Origin of the sequence: Pseudomonas sp. PS01298 (assembly GCF_029959745.1) — a bacterium.
GTDB lineage: Bacteria > Pseudomonadota > Gammaproteobacteria > Pseudomonadales > Pseudomonadaceae > Aquipseudomonas > Aquipseudomonas aylmerensis.
On sequence record NZ_JASCPP010000003.1, the window covers coordinates 40,847 to 56,500 of the forward strand.

At 57.7% G+C, this 15,654-nt stretch carries 17 protein-coding genes, 1 tRNA gene and 1 pseudogene; 13 read left to right on the forward strand and 6 right to left on the reverse strand.

All coding sequences use genetic code 11. The annotated features are described in order from the left end of the window. Positions 1-3: 3 nt before the first annotated feature. Together QMX97_RS02340 and QMX97_RS02345 are read left to right on the forward strand one after the other, a co-directional pair. Positions 4-756, forward strand: coding sequence for a phage minor tail protein L (locus QMX97_RS02340; protein ID WP_282395804.1), 753 nt, complete (start codon positions 4-6; stop codon positions 754-756). Positions 757-758: 2 nt separating this feature from the next. Next, positions 759-1,532: a C40 family peptidase gene (locus tag QMX97_RS02345; protein ID WP_282395805.1), complete on the forward strand. Its 774-nt coding sequence runs from the start codon at positions 759-761 to the stop codon at positions 1,530-1,532. Here QMX97_RS02345 and QMX97_RS02350 read toward each other — a convergent pair. After that, entirely contained in the window at positions 1,508-2,107 is a 600-nt protein-coding gene (locus QMX97_RS02350) for a hypothetical protein (RefSeq protein ID WP_282395806.1), read from the reverse strand. The two genes, QMX97_RS02345 and QMX97_RS02350, sit on opposite strands and share 25 nt — an antisense overlap. A 134-nt stretch (positions 2,108-2,241) precedes the next feature. Between QMX97_RS02350 and QMX97_RS02355 the strand changes: the two genes are divergently transcribed. From QMX97_RS02355 to QMX97_RS02400, 9 genes and pseudogenes are all read left to right on the forward strand, one after another. Then, positions 2,242-2,730: a hypothetical protein gene (locus tag QMX97_RS02355; protein WP_282395808.1), complete on the forward strand. Its 489-nt coding sequence runs from the start codon at positions 2,242-2,244 to the stop codon at positions 2,728-2,730. 26 nt (positions 2,731-2,756) lie between these two features. Beyond that, a complete protein-coding gene (locus tag QMX97_RS02360) occupies positions 2,757-3,179 on the forward strand; it encodes a hypothetical protein (protein WP_282395810.1) in 423 nt (140 codons plus the stop codon). Positions 3,180-3,234: 55 nt separating this feature from the next. Then, positions 3,235-3,828, forward strand: a complete 594-nt coding sequence (locus QMX97_RS02365) for a tail assembly protein (protein ID WP_282395812.1) — start codon at positions 3,235-3,237, stop codon at positions 3,826-3,828. 59 nt (positions 3,829-3,887) lie between these two features. Continuing rightward, on the forward strand, positions 3,888-7,457 hold the full coding sequence (locus QMX97_RS02370; protein WP_282395814.1) for a phage tail protein: 3,570 nt from the start codon (positions 3,888-3,890) through the stop codon (positions 7,455-7,457). 341 nt (positions 7,458-7,798) lie between these two features. Continuing rightward, positions 7,799-8,428: a hypothetical protein gene (locus QMX97_RS02375; protein ID WP_282395816.1), complete on the forward strand. Its 630-nt coding sequence runs from the start codon at positions 7,799-7,801 to the stop codon at positions 8,426-8,428. 9 nt (positions 8,429-8,437) lie between these two features. Then, a pseudogene (locus tag QMX97_RS02380) lies at positions 8,438-8,701 on the forward strand (phage tail protein); the annotation flags it as partial. A gap of 1,514 nt (positions 8,702-10,215) precedes the next feature. Then, entirely contained in the window at positions 10,216-10,590 is a 375-nt protein-coding gene (locus QMX97_RS02390) for a hypothetical protein (RefSeq protein WP_282395817.1), read from the forward strand. A gap of 58 nt (positions 10,591-10,648) precedes the next feature. Next, positions 10,649-11,182 (forward strand): glycoside hydrolase family 19 protein, encoded by a 534-nt coding sequence (locus QMX97_RS02395; RefSeq protein WP_282395818.1) that lies wholly within the window; start codon positions 10,649-10,651, stop codon positions 11,180-11,182. Beyond that, complete coding sequence (locus tag QMX97_RS02400; RefSeq protein ID WP_282395820.1) at positions 11,179-11,694, forward strand: lysis system i-spanin subunit Rz; 516 nt, start codon at positions 11,179-11,181, stop codon at positions 11,692-11,694. Before QMX97_RS02395 ends, QMX97_RS02400 begins: the two co-directional genes overlap by 4 nt. Before the next feature lie 44 nt (positions 11,695-11,738). On the opposite strand, the gene QMX97_RS02405 is transcribed toward QMX97_RS02400, so the two are convergent. The 5 genes from QMX97_RS02405 to QMX97_RS02425 form a co-directional block, all read right to left on the reverse strand. Continuing rightward, positions 11,739-11,809 (reverse strand) — tRNA-Ser (locus QMX97_RS02405). A gap of 53 nt (positions 11,810-11,862) precedes the next feature. Further along, the gene (locus QMX97_RS02410; RefSeq protein WP_282395822.1) at positions 11,863-12,543 is read right to left on the reverse strand and encodes an SOS response-associated peptidase family protein; all 681 of its coding nucleotides are present in this window, start codon (positions 12,541-12,543) and stop codon (positions 11,863-11,865) included. Positions 12,544-12,571: 28 nt separating this feature from the next. Further along, positions 12,572-12,910, reverse strand: a complete 339-nt coding sequence (locus QMX97_RS02415; RefSeq protein ID WP_282395824.1) for a hypothetical protein — start codon at positions 12,908-12,910, stop codon at positions 12,572-12,574. Positions 12,911-13,003: 93 nt separating this feature from the next. Continuing rightward, the gene (locus QMX97_RS02420) at positions 13,004-13,213 is read right to left on the reverse strand and encodes a hypothetical protein (RefSeq protein WP_134326553.1); all 210 of its coding nucleotides are present in this window, start codon (positions 13,211-13,213) and stop codon (positions 13,004-13,006) included. A 147-nt stretch (positions 13,214-13,360) separates the two neighbouring features. Beyond that, on the reverse strand, positions 13,361-14,347 hold the full coding sequence (locus tag QMX97_RS02425) for a DMT family transporter (RefSeq protein ID WP_003218464.1): 987 nt from the start codon (positions 14,345-14,347) through the stop codon (positions 13,361-13,363). Between the two features lie 92 nt (positions 14,348-14,439). Here QMX97_RS02425 and QMX97_RS02430 point away from each other — a divergent pair, with 92 nt between their 5' ends. After that, on the forward strand, positions 14,440-15,348 hold the full coding sequence (locus tag QMX97_RS02430; RefSeq protein ID WP_282395827.1) for a LysR substrate-binding domain-containing protein: 909 nt from the start codon (positions 14,440-14,442) through the stop codon (positions 15,346-15,348). Between the two features lie 132 nt (positions 15,349-15,480). Beyond that, on the forward strand, positions 15,481-15,636 hold the full coding sequence (locus tag QMX97_RS02435; RefSeq protein WP_003218462.1) for a hypothetical protein: 156 nt from the start codon (positions 15,481-15,483) through the stop codon (positions 15,634-15,636). The last annotated feature ends 18 nt before the right edge of the window (positions 15,637-15,654 follow it).

A 15,654-nucleotide genomic window follows, 5' to 3' on the forward strand; every position in this document is an offset into this window, starting at 1 on the left:
CCCATGGCACTGATCACGGACATCCAGAAACTGGAGCCCGGCGGCGAGATTCGCCTGTTTGAAATTGACGGGACCGAGTACGGCGCGGATTACCTGCGCTTTCACGGTCACGCGATTCCGCACACGCCAGAGGAATTGCTGGCCTATGAGGGCTCCGAAGAGGATCTTCCCGCAAAGTCGATTATCTGGCAGGGCCAGGAGTACACGGCCTGGCCGGTGCAGATTGAGGGTATTTCCTCCAGCAGCGACGGCACCGCCTCTCGACCCACCTTCGCCGCCGGCAACGTCAATGGGCGTGTCACTGCGCTTTGCCTGGCCTTCGAAGACATGCTCAAGTTCAAACTGACGGTTCGCGAGACGCTGGCCCAGTACCTGGACGCGGCGAACTTCCCCGAAGGCAACCCGACCGCAGACCCAACCCAGGAAGCGCTGGAGATCTGGTACATCGACCAGAAAACCAGTGAGGACGGCGAGGCCGTGGTCTGGGAGCTGTCTTCCCCTGGCGAGATCGATAACCACGGTTTGCCCGGCCGGCAGATGACAACCTTTTGCCACTGGGCCATGACCAATGGGTATAGAGGGCCGGACTGTGGGTACACCGGCACGGCGATGTTCGACGACGAGGACAACCCCACGGACGACCCAGCGCTGGACCAGTGCAAGGGGTGCCTGTCGTCCTGCAAGTTGCGCTACGGCGAGAACAACGAATTGGCCTTCGGCGGCTTTCCTGCTGTTTCCCTCATCGCCCGGAGCTGACCATGCGTAAACACATCATTGCGGCCATCCAGGCGCATGCGGCGGCCCAGTACCCGAAAGAATGTTGCGGCCTGCTGCTGGCCATCGGGCGCAAGCAGAAGTACTTCCCGTGCACGAACATCTCCACGGAGCCAAACGAAGAGTTTCGGCTCGACCCCGAGGACTACGCCGCGGCGGAAGACTTGGGTGAAGTGATCGGCATCGTTCACTCGCACCCGGACGCCACCAGCAGGCCGTCACCCCATGACTTGGCCATGTGCGAGGCCACGGCGTTGCCCTGGCACATTCTGTCTTGGCCCGAGGGCGACATGCGCACGATCACTCCAACCGATAGCACGCCGCTGCTAAGGCGTCCGTTCGTGCACGGCGCCTGGGATTGCTGGCAGGTCTGCGCTGACTGGTACCAGCGCGAATGGGGGATTGAGTTCGAAGCCTTCCAGCGAACCGATGGCTGGTGGGAAAGTGCGGAGAACGCGAGCCTGTACGAGCAGCACTACGAGGCCGCGGGCTTCGTGCGGGTGGACAAGCCGCAGCGCGGTGATCTGATCGTGATGCATGTGGGTCGGACAGTTCACCCGAACCATGCCGGGATCTACCTGGGCACTGATCCGGCGCTACCTGGCGAAGTGTCGGGCGCCTTCGGCCCCGGGCCGTTCCTGCTGCACCACCTGTATGGCAGGCCGTCCGAGATCATCGTCTACGGTGGTCCTTGGCATGACCGGACCCGTCTGATTCTCAGGCACGGAGATGCTCAGTCCAGATCGCCCAATGAGTAAATGGAAAACCCGTGATTGGTTAAATGGGTGACTTGTACCGACCCGCCTATATAAACGCGATCTCGGGCCTTTTGTTCTTCCTGTCGTGACTGGGCGCGCATCATATCGGGAGCGCATGCGGGGAACGAATTGAGGTCGATTCCCGCCTTGTCCATAAGCTCTGGCTTTACGCCAAGCCCATAATCTAAACGCTCGGATTTGAAATCCGACACAGAACGGTAAGCGAATCCATGGATTTTTCCAGAATCGTCGGAAATCCCGAAGTGATAGATCGTTGCAGTTTGGTCTTGGAGGGCGGGGACATGGCGATTCAGTTCGCTCCAGAGGGCCTGAAGCTCTTGGGTGGCATGAGCATCGACCGCATCTACATCGAGGGCAAAACCTTGGTTATTCACAAGGCCGATCCATCGACTGAAAAGCAGGGCCGATCCGGTGCCGGCAATGATCATACGGATGTGCGGGATCGAGATCGCTTTGCTGGCGAACCCTGGGGGCGTGTCGACGGAATAATGTAAAAGCGTATCCGTGGCTACGATTGCTTCGTTTTCATCCGTGTAGAACAAAAGCGAGGACATAGGGCCTCCTGGCCGACTTTGAGTTGGCGGAGGCTACTATCGCTCCCGGATCAGCCGCCACTGGCATTCCATCCACGCTGGATGCCTGGACAGGTACGCGGTACGCTCTGTGTTTTACCCAGTGAGGGAACACCATGGTCAACGCAATCTCATTCACGCTTTCGAATGGTGAAGTAGAGTCTATTCCGACTGATAGGTGCATTAAGCGCTCTGTTCTTGCTTCGAGCTTTGGAAATTGGATAGACGTCGACTATGTAATCCTCTGCCAAAATCACATCCCGATGTGGGTCGCAAAGATCGAAGATATTGCCCTTTCGAGAAAAGACGATGGAAATTTGATTTTTAAGTTCTCTGAGATCAGGGACGTCTGGGGCAAGGGAACTGATCCTAACTATGGAGCGGCATTTAAACCTCATCGGGGTGACACAGCCAACCCCAAGCTGACGACGTTTGAGGACGACTCTTTCTTCACCATTGGTGAGCTCCTGCCGTCTATCCCTCGCACTGATAGCTATGGCCCTCTGAGTATCAAAAGTGCAGCTGTCCGTCTATCCGAGACTTATGGTGTCGACCCCGACCAAGTAGAGATCATCATTCGCCATAAGCCCAGCGTAACGAAATAGTCCCGCCAAACCAAAGAGGGAATGACATGCGAATTTTGATAGCGGCTGTAGCAGTGGCGATGCTGGCGGGGTGCGCCTCCACGGCAATTTCAGTGCGAGACGCAAAGCCGGTGCCGGCTGATGAGGTTTATGCTTTCCAGACCAAGCCATCTGGCGAAAGCGGGAAAATTACTGTTGTGCGTGACTCCGGCGCCGTAGGTTCTGGCTGCGATATCGTTGTCTATGTAGATGGGCGCAAGGCTGCGAAAATTGGTACGGGTCAGCGAGCGACCTTTTATCTTCCGCCAGGCTCGCCAAATATAGGCGCCGGCCTCGCCGGATCAGGTCTCTGCGCAGGTGCCGCAATCCGCACCATCGCAGCAACGGTGCAGCCAGGTAAGGAAAGCCTTTATCGAATCAGCGGAGATATGGCCGGTTTCTACATTGGACCCTATGTCGACTACAACTGAAAAACGAAAATCATAAAGCCGCCTCCGGGCGGTTTTTTATCGCCTGGAGAAAAAGATGCATGCGTCAGCGATCAACTACCAACCGATGACAACAATTCGTCTGCACGGGCAGTTACGGCAGTTCGGGAAGTCTTTCAGGCTCGCCGTGAAGTCACCGGCAGAGGCAATCAAGGCGCTGTGTATCCAGATCCCCGGTTTTGAGCGCTTCCTATCAAACGCCAAGTCGCGAGGGCTGGAATTCGCTGTATTTCGCGACAAACGCAACATTGGTGAGAAGGAGTTGAGCTACAACGGTGCCGGCGACATTCGTATTGCCCCCGTGGTAGTGGGCAGCAAGCGCGGCGGCGTGCTTCAGACCATCGTCGGCGCGATCCTGATCGTTGTCGGTGTCATCTTTTCCGCTACACCCTTCGGTACGCCACTGATTGGCGCGGGTATCGGCCTTGTAGCCGGTGGCGTGATCCAGATGCTCAGCCCCCAGGCCGGCGGACTCAAGACAAGCGCAGCGCCCGAGAACACCCCCGGCTACGCCTTCGGCAGCGCGAAGAACACAACGGCCTCCGGCAATCCTGTTTCACTGTGTGCAGGCCGGCGACGCTGGGGTGGTGCGATCATCAGCGCCGCCATTTACGCCGAAGACCAGATGTAGCCAACACCCGAAAAACTGAAGCCGCCCAAGAGGCGGTTTTTTTATGCCTGGAGAAAAGCATGGGCGCAGCACGCAAGATCGATGTTTATGGTGCCAAGGGCGGTTCCGAGAAGCCTAAAACCCCAACCGAGGCACCAGACAGCCTGCGTTCCGTCGCCATTGCGAAAATGCTCATTGCGGTGGGTGAGGGTGAGTTTGACGGTGCCCCCACCGCCAAAGACATCTTTCTCGACAACACACCGCTGCAAGACCCGCAGGGAAACATGAACTTCCCGAACGTGAAATGGGAGTGGCGCAGCGGGGCTGTGGATCAGTCCTATATTCAGGGCATCCCATCGGTCGAGAACGAAACTACCATCAGCACCGAGCTCCGCAGCGGAACGCCGTGGGTTCGAGCGATTACCAATACCCAGCTCTCAGCTGTACGAGTGCGCTTTGCCTGGCCTGCGCTCCAATCGGTGGACGCCGGCGGCAACATCAACGGTTACGCGATCGGCTATAAGGTCGAGTTGGCAACGGATGGGGGAACTTACCAGGAGGTTTTGAACGAGGCAGTATCCGGCAAGACCACCAGCCTGTACGAGCGAACCCGCCGCATCAATCTGCCTCGCGCGACAACCGGGTGGCTGCTGCGCATCACTCGACTGACTGCAAACCAGAACAACAACAAAATCTCGGACACCATGCAGATTGCCGGCTTCACCGAGGTGATCGACGCGAAGATTCGATACCCGAACACCGCGCTGCTTTACATCGAGTTTTCCGCCGAGCAGTTCCGCAGCATCCCTGCGGTAACGATCGAATGTGATGGGCGGAAATGGCAGGTGCCGAGCAACTACGACACCAGGTCGCGAACCTATACGGGCGTCTGGGACGGAACATTCAAAGAGGCCTGGACCGACAACCCTGTTTGGCACACTTACGGCATCACCACGAACGACCGTTTCGGCCTTGGCCGTCGTATCAAGCCGTGGATGGTGGACAAGTGGGAGCTCTACCGCATCTCGCAGTACTGCGACCAACTGGTGCCGGACGGGAAGGGTGGCCAGGAGCCGCGATTCATTTGCAATCTGAATCTGCAGAGCAAAGCCGACGCCTGGTCGCTGCTGCGTGATATCTCGGCCGTCTACCGGGGCATGACTTACTGGGCCCAGGGCCAGGTATTCACCCTGTCGGATATGCCGCGCGCTACCGACTTCGACTTTGCCTACACCCGGGCGAATGTCATCGATGGCAAGTTCACCTACTCGAGCGCATCGGAGCGCACCCGCTACACGCGGGCGCTGATCAGCTACGACAACCCGGGGAACAACTTCGACACTGACGTCACAGCTGTGACCGATGCCAAGTTGCAGCGGCGCTACGGTGACAACCCGCTGGAGATAAGCGCTATTGGCTGCACCCGCGAATCCGAGGCCCAGCGCCGGGGCAAGTGGGCGCTGCTCACGAACTCCAAGGATCGGGCGGTTACCTTCAAGGTCGGCCTCGACGGGTGCATCCCGCTGCCTGGATACGTGATCCCCATCGCAGACGAACTGCTGGCCGGCCGGCCGGTGGGCGGGCGTATCTCAGCGGTGACCGGCAAGGTCATCACCCTGGACCGCGATACCCAGGCCAAGCCCGGCGACAGGCTTATCCTCAACCTGCCCGACGGCAAGTGCGAGGGCCGCACCGTGCAATTGGTCAGTGGGCGCCAGGTCACCGTGACCGTTGCCTACTCCGTGCCGCCTGAGCGCGAACTGGTGTGGGCGCTGGACGCTGACGACCTGGCCATCCCGCTTTATCGCGTTGTGAGCGTGGCGCGGCCGGAGCCTGGGGTGTTCGAAATCTCTGCTGTGCAGTACGACCCGAGCAAGTTCGATCACATCGACACCGGCGCCCGGCTGGAAGAGCGGCCAATCAGCGTTGTGCCTATCACCGTAGTACCGGCGCCGGCGAGCGTCGACATCACGTCGAACTACTCCGTGGATCAGGGCCTGGCGATCAGCACCATGAACATCTCATGGCCTGCCGTGGCGGGCGCTGTCGCGTATGACGTGGAGTGGCGAAAGGACAGTGGCAACTGGATCAAGCTGCAGCGTACGGGCGCGACGAGCGTTGATGTCACCGGCATTTACTCGGGCGCCTACCTGGCCCGGGTGCGCTCGGTGAGCGCCTTCGAGATCTCTTCGATCTGGAAGAACTCCAATCTGACCAACCTGGAAGGGAAGGTTGGATTGCCGCCGGCGGTAGCGTTCCTGTCCACCAGCAGCGAACTGTTCGGCATCGGTTTGAAAGTTGGTTTTCCACCAGGTGCAGAAGATACCCAGCGCACCGAGCTGTGGTACGGCCAGGCCAATGACCTGTCCGTGGCATCGAAACTGGCAGACCTGGCCTACCCCCAGTCGGATTACAGCATGCAGGCCCTAAAGGCCGGCGCGCAGTTCTTCTTCTGGGCGCGCCTGGTGGACCGGACTGGGAATATCGGGCCGTTCTATCCAGTCGGCAACGGTGTAATGGGAATGGCCAGCGCCGATGCGGCGCCGGTGCTGGACCTGATCGCCGGCCAGATCGGGCGCACGGAGCTCGGCCAGGACATCACGGATGAGATCGACAAGATCCCAGGCTTGCAGGCGCAGATCGATGCGCTTGATGGGCTGTCGGCCTACGACCCTGAGTCTGTCTACCTCGAAGGCGACCTGGTGGTGGTTGGCAAGCGGATCTACCAGGCCACGCAGTTAGTGCCGGTCGATACTTCGCCGCCGAACGCTGCGTACTGGGTGGACGTGGGCCAGGTGCTTGTCACTGCCAACGGACTGGCGCGCCAGGTTGAGATCAACACCACCAGCATCACCGAGCTGGATGGAGTGGTCACGGCGGCCGCGTCGAGCCTTCAGGCTTTGCAGGCGGCATATCGGGATGACACCGGGGAGGGCGACCTCGCAGATGCGCTTCAGGGCTACAACGCTTCGGCGAGCTTTGCGCAAGAAGTGAAGACGCGCGCCTCGCAGAATGCGGCCATGGTGCAGCGGCAGACCGAGCTCACTGCTGAGGTGGGCGACGTCAGTGGCTCGGTGAGCGAGCTTGAAAGCGTGGTGGTTACGGATCGCGAGGCGACTTCTCAGGCAATTCAGCAGGTCAGGGCAGAAATCGGAGAGACTTCGGCGGCCGTGCAGGTCGTGAGCGAGGCCCAGGCCGATACCGACGGCAAGTTCAAAACGATGTACTCCGTGAAGATGCAGGTGAATGCCGACGGCCAATTGGTTGCTGCCGGCTTTGGCTTGGGTATCGAGCAGGATGAAGAAGGTGTGCTTCAAAGCCAGTTCCTCGTGAGTGCCGATCGTTTCGCCATTGTCAGCACGTTGGCCGGAGGCCAGGTGTTCACGCCGTTCACGGTGCAGGATGGGCAAGTCTTCATGCGCTCGGCCTTCATCCAGGACGGCAGCATCACCATGCTGAAGATCGGACAGGCGCTGCAGTCCGACGATTACGTTGCGGGGGTAAAAGGCTGGCGTCTTGATAAGGCGGGCAACCTGGAGTTCAACGGACCCGCACCTGGTGGTGGGCGCCTGACGATGACCAATCGCGCGATCAAGGTCTATGACGAAAACAACGTTAAGCGCGTACAGCTCGGAGATCTGACGGCATGAGCTTTGGGATGAGAATTTGGGGGCCAACAGGGAAGTTGGAACTGGATGAGAACTCATTCACCGTGAGGATTGTTTATTCTGCAGTAGTTGCATTCATCACAGGAGGTGAGAGGTACATCAATATTTCTATCCCTGGCGTGTCGCCAGCAACACACTCCGCAGTCTGTATCCCGATCGGCGCTTACCCCCAAGACCCAAATGCCCAAAACAACTACGCAGTTCAGTACGAGCCAGCGGTTTACTCTGGCGGGGTGACAGTTTGGTTCGGCAATCGTACCGGGGCAGTTAATGCAATTAATGGACTTGGTCCTCAGCGGTTGTTAGTTATGAAGGATAGGTAGATGACATTCGGCTTGACGTTTACCAACAATAACGACGTGGTAACGCTCGACTCTGAGTTCTCCAGGCTTGTGATTGTACAGTCTGGCAGATACTCGGGTGGCGCCGTATTCTCCCCCGCCATTACAACGACTGAGCCTCCTTTGGTATTTGTCCGTCCAGACGGTAGCACTACCTTCCAGTACACCACCATCAGTGGCGGACCGGGAAATTGGACTGGGTTTTCATTCTTGTCTTCAGGTGCTGGTAATTACTTTTGTGCCGCCTTCAAATCGCGTGAGCTTGCAAAATATGGTCTTCGGCTATGGGATGGCGCCTCCAATTTACTATTCGATAGCGGAACCCCCTGTGCGCAGTTCACACGGACAATTACCAGTTGGACATATACGGGTTCGAGTCAGACGGGGCAGGGTACGACCAGATCTAATTGGACAGCATATTCTCCATTAGATACTGGAGATTACATGCTTATAAATAATGTGGGCATGGATGTAGGGGGCAATTCGACGAGAGCAGCAAAGCTATATGTTGTGTGGAATTACGGCACTAATAGACTTGAGCCTTACATTATTGGTGTAAATAACTCGGTCAGTTTCTTCATTCCTATTGTATTTGCCAAGCCTATTTCTTAGGGGATTTATATGACCTGGTACAAAACAGGCACAGTTGCTGTGACACCTGGCAGCAATGCCGTGCTCGGCACCGGCACATCCTTCATCGCGAACGCTCGCGTCGGTGATGCGTTCCGCGGGCCTGACGGTGAGTGGTACGAAGTCATCAATATCGCCAGTAATACGGCGCTCTCGATTGCGCCAGATTACCAGGGCCTTGCTGTGACCGCGGGCGGCTACTCCCTCGCGCCGATGCAGGGTTACGTCAAAGACTCAGCTGACGCGTTGCGAGCCGCCACCAAGGTGATCGCCAGTGGCGTTGCTGACATGCAGGAGCAGGTTGCGGCTGCAACCGAGGCGGCACAGTCAGCAGGGCAGTCGAAGGCTGTGGCCACTGAGCAGGCGGACATCGCAACCGCTGCCGCTGTGGCATCCACCGACAACAAGAACGCCGCGCAACTGGCGGCTCAGCAAAGCCAGAACTCGGCCCAGGCGTCCGGTGAGGCTGCCGAACGGTCTGAAACAGCGCGTGATTCTGTTATCCAGTCGGAGCAAGCGGCGGCAGCTTCGGCGGCTGCAGCTAAAGACTCAGCAGATCGCGCTGAGGAGGTCACTGAAGGTAAAGCAGCAAGCGGTGATAATAACGACATCACTTCGCTTCTCGCGATTACTACGGACGGATTCGACAAGCTGCGTCAAGGCATCGCAACTATGGTCGGCGCCACGGCAACTGTCGCGGGCAAAAAGGGGCTGGTTCCCGCTGCTGTTTCTGGCGACCAGGATAAGTTTCTAACTGCGGGAGGCGTATACAAGGAAGCAGGCGGAGGAATTCCTGTTGGATCTATCGTGCCATGGTCCGTTTCTCGGGCGACAATACCTGCCGGTTGGATTGCCCGTGATGGCCAACTGCTCAATCGGGCCGATTGGCCTGATCTTTGGGCGCTGGTTTCTGCAAGCTCAGTGACGGATGCCGTTTGGCTTGCGTCGCCTTACACGTCCCGCGGCAGGTATTCCAGCGGCGATGGATCGACCACATTCCGCATGCCGGACACCAATGCGAGGCACGCCGACGGCAACACGACTGCGGCCATGGTATTGCGGGGAGATGGCAAGAACTCGGCGGGCACGCCAGGGTTGCACCAGACAGACCAGTTGCAAAATATTACGGGCTCGGTTGTCTCAAGCTCGGTGGCAATGATCAATCCTACGGATGCAACCGGAGCGTTTGTAGGAAATGCCGTTTCTGTAGGAGCCCGCCCATCGCCAGTTTCGGCGGCTGGGTATACATGGGGATTTGACGCATCTCGTGTTGCCCGCACAGGCACTGAAACACGTGGATCAAACGAAACCGTTATCTGGTGTACGGTCGGGGCGGGCAAGGCGGTAAACCCAGGATCGGTAGACGTGACGGCGCTGGCTACGACGGTGAGTAATCAGTCGAGTCAGATTCAGACTTTGGATACCTCTCTGGGGTTTGCGTATGTGTATCCAAATGGCGGTAACGAAGCATCCCCCGCCGTAGTTGCTGTATCTACCCAGTACACCAACCCAAACCCGTTTCCGGGTCATCCGGTAATTTGCGAAGCACAAGTGCTGCATGCTGGAGAGTGGGTTTCACCTGGATGGTATGGCAATAACAGCAGCGCATCAGGCGTACGGTCGGCACAGGGTGTGGACGCTATCAGGACCTCTACAGGGCTTGGCTCTCTTCTGATCGGGTATCAGTGGGGTGGGGGCTCAACATCATCAAACACGGGTTCTGGTGTGTCGTCTTTGCCTTGTCGCGTGCGCGTATGGAGGGTTAAAGCATGAGGGTTTTTGCAAAGGTTGGTGAAAGTTTCCAAATCGTTGACGAGACCGGAGGTGATTCTCCTGATGGATACATCCTGATGTCGGAAGCCAGGCCTGATGGAGAAAATACACTCGATTACACAGCCCAGGTAGACGGTACATGGAGCGTCACACTGGAAACGCGAAACGCCAAATTGGCACCAACCGAAAACGCTTGGCGTGATTCGGAAATGCCAAAGGCCCAACAGAACGTAACGGCCATTGAGTACGGCGAGGAGGGCATCCCCGGCACCGCGCAGCAGTGGCAGAAATACTGGCTGGCCCTGCGCAAGTGGACTGACACCAACCCCGACTTTCCAGATAGCAGCAAGCGTCCAGTGGCGCCAAGCTGATCGCCACAAGAACACCGTCACCCGCCATGAGCGGGTATTTTTTTGCCTGGAGAAAAGCATGCCGATCACTGAGCAGCAGTTGCTGCAGATTCTACCGAACGCCGGCCGCCAAGCCGGCGTTTTTGTTCCTGTGCTCAACGCCGCCATGGGCAAGTATGGGATCGTTACCAATCTGCGTATCGCCGCATTCATCGCCCAGGCCGGGCATGAGTCAGGCCAGTTGCGCTACGTGCGTGAGATCTGGGGGCCGACGGCGCAGCAGGCCGGCTACGAAGGCCGCGTTGACCTTGGCAATACCGTGCCGGGTGATGGCTCCAAATACCGTGGGCGGGGCCTGATCCAGATCACGGGCCGTGCGAACAATGCGGCTTGCGGCGAGGCGCTGGGCCTGGACCTGATCAATCAACCCACACTGTTGGAACAGCCGCAGTACGCTGCGATGTCGGCGGCCTGGTTCTGGTCTACGAAAGGCCTGAACACGCTGGCGGATCAAGGCGAGTTCGTGAAGATCACCCGTCGCATCAATGGCGGCCTGAATGGGTTGGCCGACCGTCAGGCGCTGTACGAGAAGGCACTGAAGGTGCTGGCATGACGCCCGGGCAGATCCTGGCCGCGATACTGCTGGCGATGGTGATCAGCGCCGCGGGCACCTGGCAGGTGCAGGACTGGCGCTTCGGGAAGTTACTGGCAGAGCAGGGCGCCCAGTTTGAGGCTGACCTGACCTCAATCGGCAATGCCGCAGCGGCGGGGGCTCGCGCCGAGCAGGACAAGCGCTTGGCCACAGAGCAGAAGCTCGCCGCCCAAGACCAACAACACACCAAGGAATTATCCGATGCCCAACGCAGCCAGGCTCTTCTGCGCGATCGCCTTGCCACTGCTGATGTGCGCCTGTCAGTCCTCCTTGCCGAGGATCCAGCCATTGGCTGCAACGTGCCTACCACCCCCGGCGCCGTCGGCGTGGTTCATGCTGCCCGTCGAGCCCAGCTTGACCCAGCGCATGCTCAACGAATTATCGCCATCACCGACGCAGGCGACCAAGGACTGATCGCGCTACGGGCGTGTCAGGCTTACGTCAGAGCGATAAGTCCCTTGACCAAAAATTAACCCCGAAAAAGCGAAGCCCCGGCATTTTAGCCAGGGCTTCTGAATGGACTGAGGGAATCGAACCCCCGACGCGCGGATTTCAAGGCCGCCGCTCTACCAACTGAGCTAAATCCCCATTTACCGTGCAAGACGGAGTAGCAAAACTATAAGTAAGGCAAAGTGCCACTGTCAACCTGATCGCTCAATTAAGCTCGAGCCCTTGTTCTTCACATTGCCAACGGCACTGTCGACCTTGAACCACTCAAAAACATCCGACGGCTCACCCTGGTGCAGCACCATCTGTTCTGCGCGTTCCTTCGACGTGGCAGGGTCCAGCCATTCCCGCGCGAACTCTGGCGTCAGCACTACCGGGCGCCGGTCGTGGATGTCCACCATTCCGCCGGCGCTGTCGGCGGTGATGATCACGAAGCCGTCATGCTCGCCTGGGCCTTCATCGCTGTCGGGCAGTTGGCCTATGGCGGCGCACAGCACGGGCTCGCCATCCCACCGGCGTATTAGGTAGGGATGTTTCTTCGGTCCACCTTCGTCCACCCACTCAAACCAGTTATCGATCGGCGTGATTGCCCTGTGTGGCCAGATCGCCCTGAAGAACGGGGCGTGGGCCACCTTCTCGACGCGGGCATTAATCGGCGCTGCGCGGTCCTTGGCCCAGTGCGGCCGCCATCCCCATCGCACCAGGTCGGCATGCAGCAGATCGCCCTGCAGGTGGAGCAGGGCGACTTGGGTTGTCGGGGCGACGTTGTAGCGCTCGAGCGGCAATTCACCGACGGAGTTCGCCAGTGCATTGGGCATGCTCAGCGCTGCAACGAAGTCGTGAATGCCGCTGTACTGGGAAAGTCTTCCGCACATGGCCAAGCCCTCAATCTGAAACCTGAGCTTAGACGATGGTTTTCGGGCGGGACATCAGGTCGTTCAGCATCCCGCGCAGCCTCTCGACTTCGCGCACGTTGACTCTTTCTGATGTTGTGAGGGTGTCGATCTGCTTACGCATGACCGCTGCTTCGGCGCCGCGCTGCCTTAGATATCCTGAGAATTCGTCTTTCTTTGCCTGCGCTTCAGCCAGCATCGCGACCAGGCCGAAGATGTCCGCCCTGGCCTTGCGTAGCTGCAGGTTAAGTTCCTTGATCTCATTCTCCAGTAAGCGGGCGTGCTGTTTGTGCATTTCGAGAGGCGTGGGTATCCCAAGCCACCCGCAGGTGTCTTCGTCGATGTTCATGGGGTGTGATTCCGAATGCTGTATGTACATACAGTAATCGAGGCGCGGTAATGCGCTAGTCGTTCGCCGACGAACTGCACGTTTACCCGACGATCAGTCAGGCGCCATGAGGACGGCCAGAGTCAGCTTGATGAACTCTTCGTTCTCGTCGATCGTATGCAGAGCGCCGCGTATGTTCTCAGCCACATCAGCGGATCCGCGCTGCTCGACCCAGTTAGATAGCTCCATGATGGAAGCCTCAAGGGCTAGCTGGTTTTCGTACAGTTTGGAGAGCAGGGAAGGGAGCAGGTCTGAGTTGGGCATCGGCGTTCCTCTGGTGGAGTGAACAGCTTAGCATTTGACGCGTGGGAGCCCACTCAACGTTATGAATGTCCGCTCTAGACCCAAAACAGTCAGCTAAATCCAATATGGTTATCTTCTTTAGACCGTTTCAGTGCTGGATAACGACTGTCAGGAGCAAATGGAGCGGATTTTTCTTATCGTGCTGGGCGGGTTATCGACTGAAGTTAGGATGATACGCACAGCCATAACCACACCTACGAGAACGGCGGCAAGACCTGACACTTCTATAGGCGTTGGCAACCGGCTATGAAACACCAAGCCGAGTATCGTAGCGAACAGCGATTCAAGGGAGATTAGTTGCCCGGAAAGCACCATGGGAAGGCGACGAGACGCTGCGTTCCACGCCCAGGCCCCAACTAGTGAGGACGTCACTGCAATAACGAAGCCCCAGACGTACAGATTTCCTGCCAGGGAAACACTGAAACCAAGGGTTGGCAGCTTGAGAAGGTCGAGTGCTTGCACAACCGGTAACAAGCACAAGGTGCCCATTCCTGCGCCCGCCATCATGAGACCTGTCCAGATACCTGACGCATTGCCGCGGAGTTTTCCTAGGGCACTCTGGTTCAGCAAGCTGAATACGAGCCACAAGACAACGGCACTGATCGAAAAAACCAACCCCATAAACCACGAACCGTCGCCGCTCACGGGTTGATTGATACTGCTGATGTTCGACAGTAAAAGCCCACCCGTCAAAAAAGTCAGCGGTATTGTCAGTCTGCGCCATTGAATCGTTTTTTTCTTAGCGTTGCTGAGCAGTGCAAGCAAGACGGGCACCATTCCAATAAACGCTGGAGTCAGCACTGGCCCGCCAAAAATGACACCTGCGGCAATACAGGTGCTGTATCCGAGGTATCCGATAACACCCAGACTTGCGGCGAGAAACTGCTGATCGCGACGCAGGAGCCGAAGTTGGGTTCGATAGAGCATCACGACACCCACACCCAGCGCACCGGCAATCAGAAACCGAATGACCAACAAATCGTAGATGTTGTAGGGGCCGGTGACGTAAGGCGCCACGAAATTCAGAGCCCAGCTCAGGGTCGCGACCACGGCAAGGGTCACTCCGGTGATGATGTTTAAGTGAGCAGTGGCCATCAGACGTATCCGTTAGGTGTTTAGCCCATGTTGCACAGCGTCAAGGGTATGCTACAAACGAGTTCTCAGTCTTGGATGCATAACGTCTGATTATGAATACGCTTGGAAAGTCATTGCCGCCGCTTGCCAGTTTGCTGCCCTTCGAAGCTGCTGCTCGACTGGAAAGCTTTTCAAAGGCCGCCGATGAATTGCACATCACGCAAGCGGCGATTAGCCGCCAGATCCGTGGGCTTGAAGAGAATCTCGGATTGAAGCTTTTTTGCCGCCGCAACCGCGCAGTATTTTTGACGCAGGAGGGGCGCGAGCTAGGCCGCGTCGTGAGTACCGCCTTGCAAAGTATCAGCGATAGTGCCGTCACCCTTCGTAAATCACCTCGCAAAAACCGTGTCGTTTTACTGTGTCAGCTGTGCGAAGCGTTCTATTGGCTAATGCCGCGTCTTTCGACGTTCCACCAGCTACACCCGGAAATCGAGATCCAGGTCGCGACGTCCACTAGACCGCTGACGGAATTCAATGATCATTTTGACGTGGCCTTACAAAGCACCGGACGCCCCAGCGGCTTGCATGTTCTGGCGTTCACCGCCGCTGATGAAGTGTTTCCAGTGTGTAGTCCCGATTACCTGACTGCCCGACAGTCGCTCGATATCAGCGATCTTCGCCTCCATACGCTATTACACCATCGCACCACGCCACCGTACTTCATGGAGTGGGATAGCTGGCTGCAGGCGTTTGGACAAACATCAGATGGTTATCCCCAGGGCTCGGTGTTTGATAGTTACCCCTTAATGCTCCAGGCCGCCGTCGAGGGGCACGGCATTGCAATGGGGTGGCGCAGAACCACCGCGAGGCTTCTTGAAAGCGGTGCGCTGGTGAGACCTTGCGCAGAAAGTGTCCCTTTAGCTGATGCGATATCCGTTTTTAGACGACAGGGAGGGGAAGATCGGCTTGAGGTGGGCGCGCTGATCGGGTGGCTAGAGGAGGAATTACGTAGTGAAAGATGACAGCTCAATTAACCTATTTGTGACGTTGGAAAACGACCGCTTTTGGCCGAACGCGGCCGTACGATATACCTCATGAAGCGTGGGCAGTTTAGTAATTTGTGTTCGGTCGGCTGGACGCCGGGGGAGGTTGTTATGCATTTGCGGCATGGCCTGGAAATTTCCCGCTGGGACCAGGTCTGGAACCAACGGGTGCATTTCGGTGCGTTACGGGTGATTACTCATGCCGACTTGGCCCAGCAAACACTGATCACCGCTAATCACCATGATGCGTTTCATACCGCATGGTGATGTTAGCTGTGGAGATCA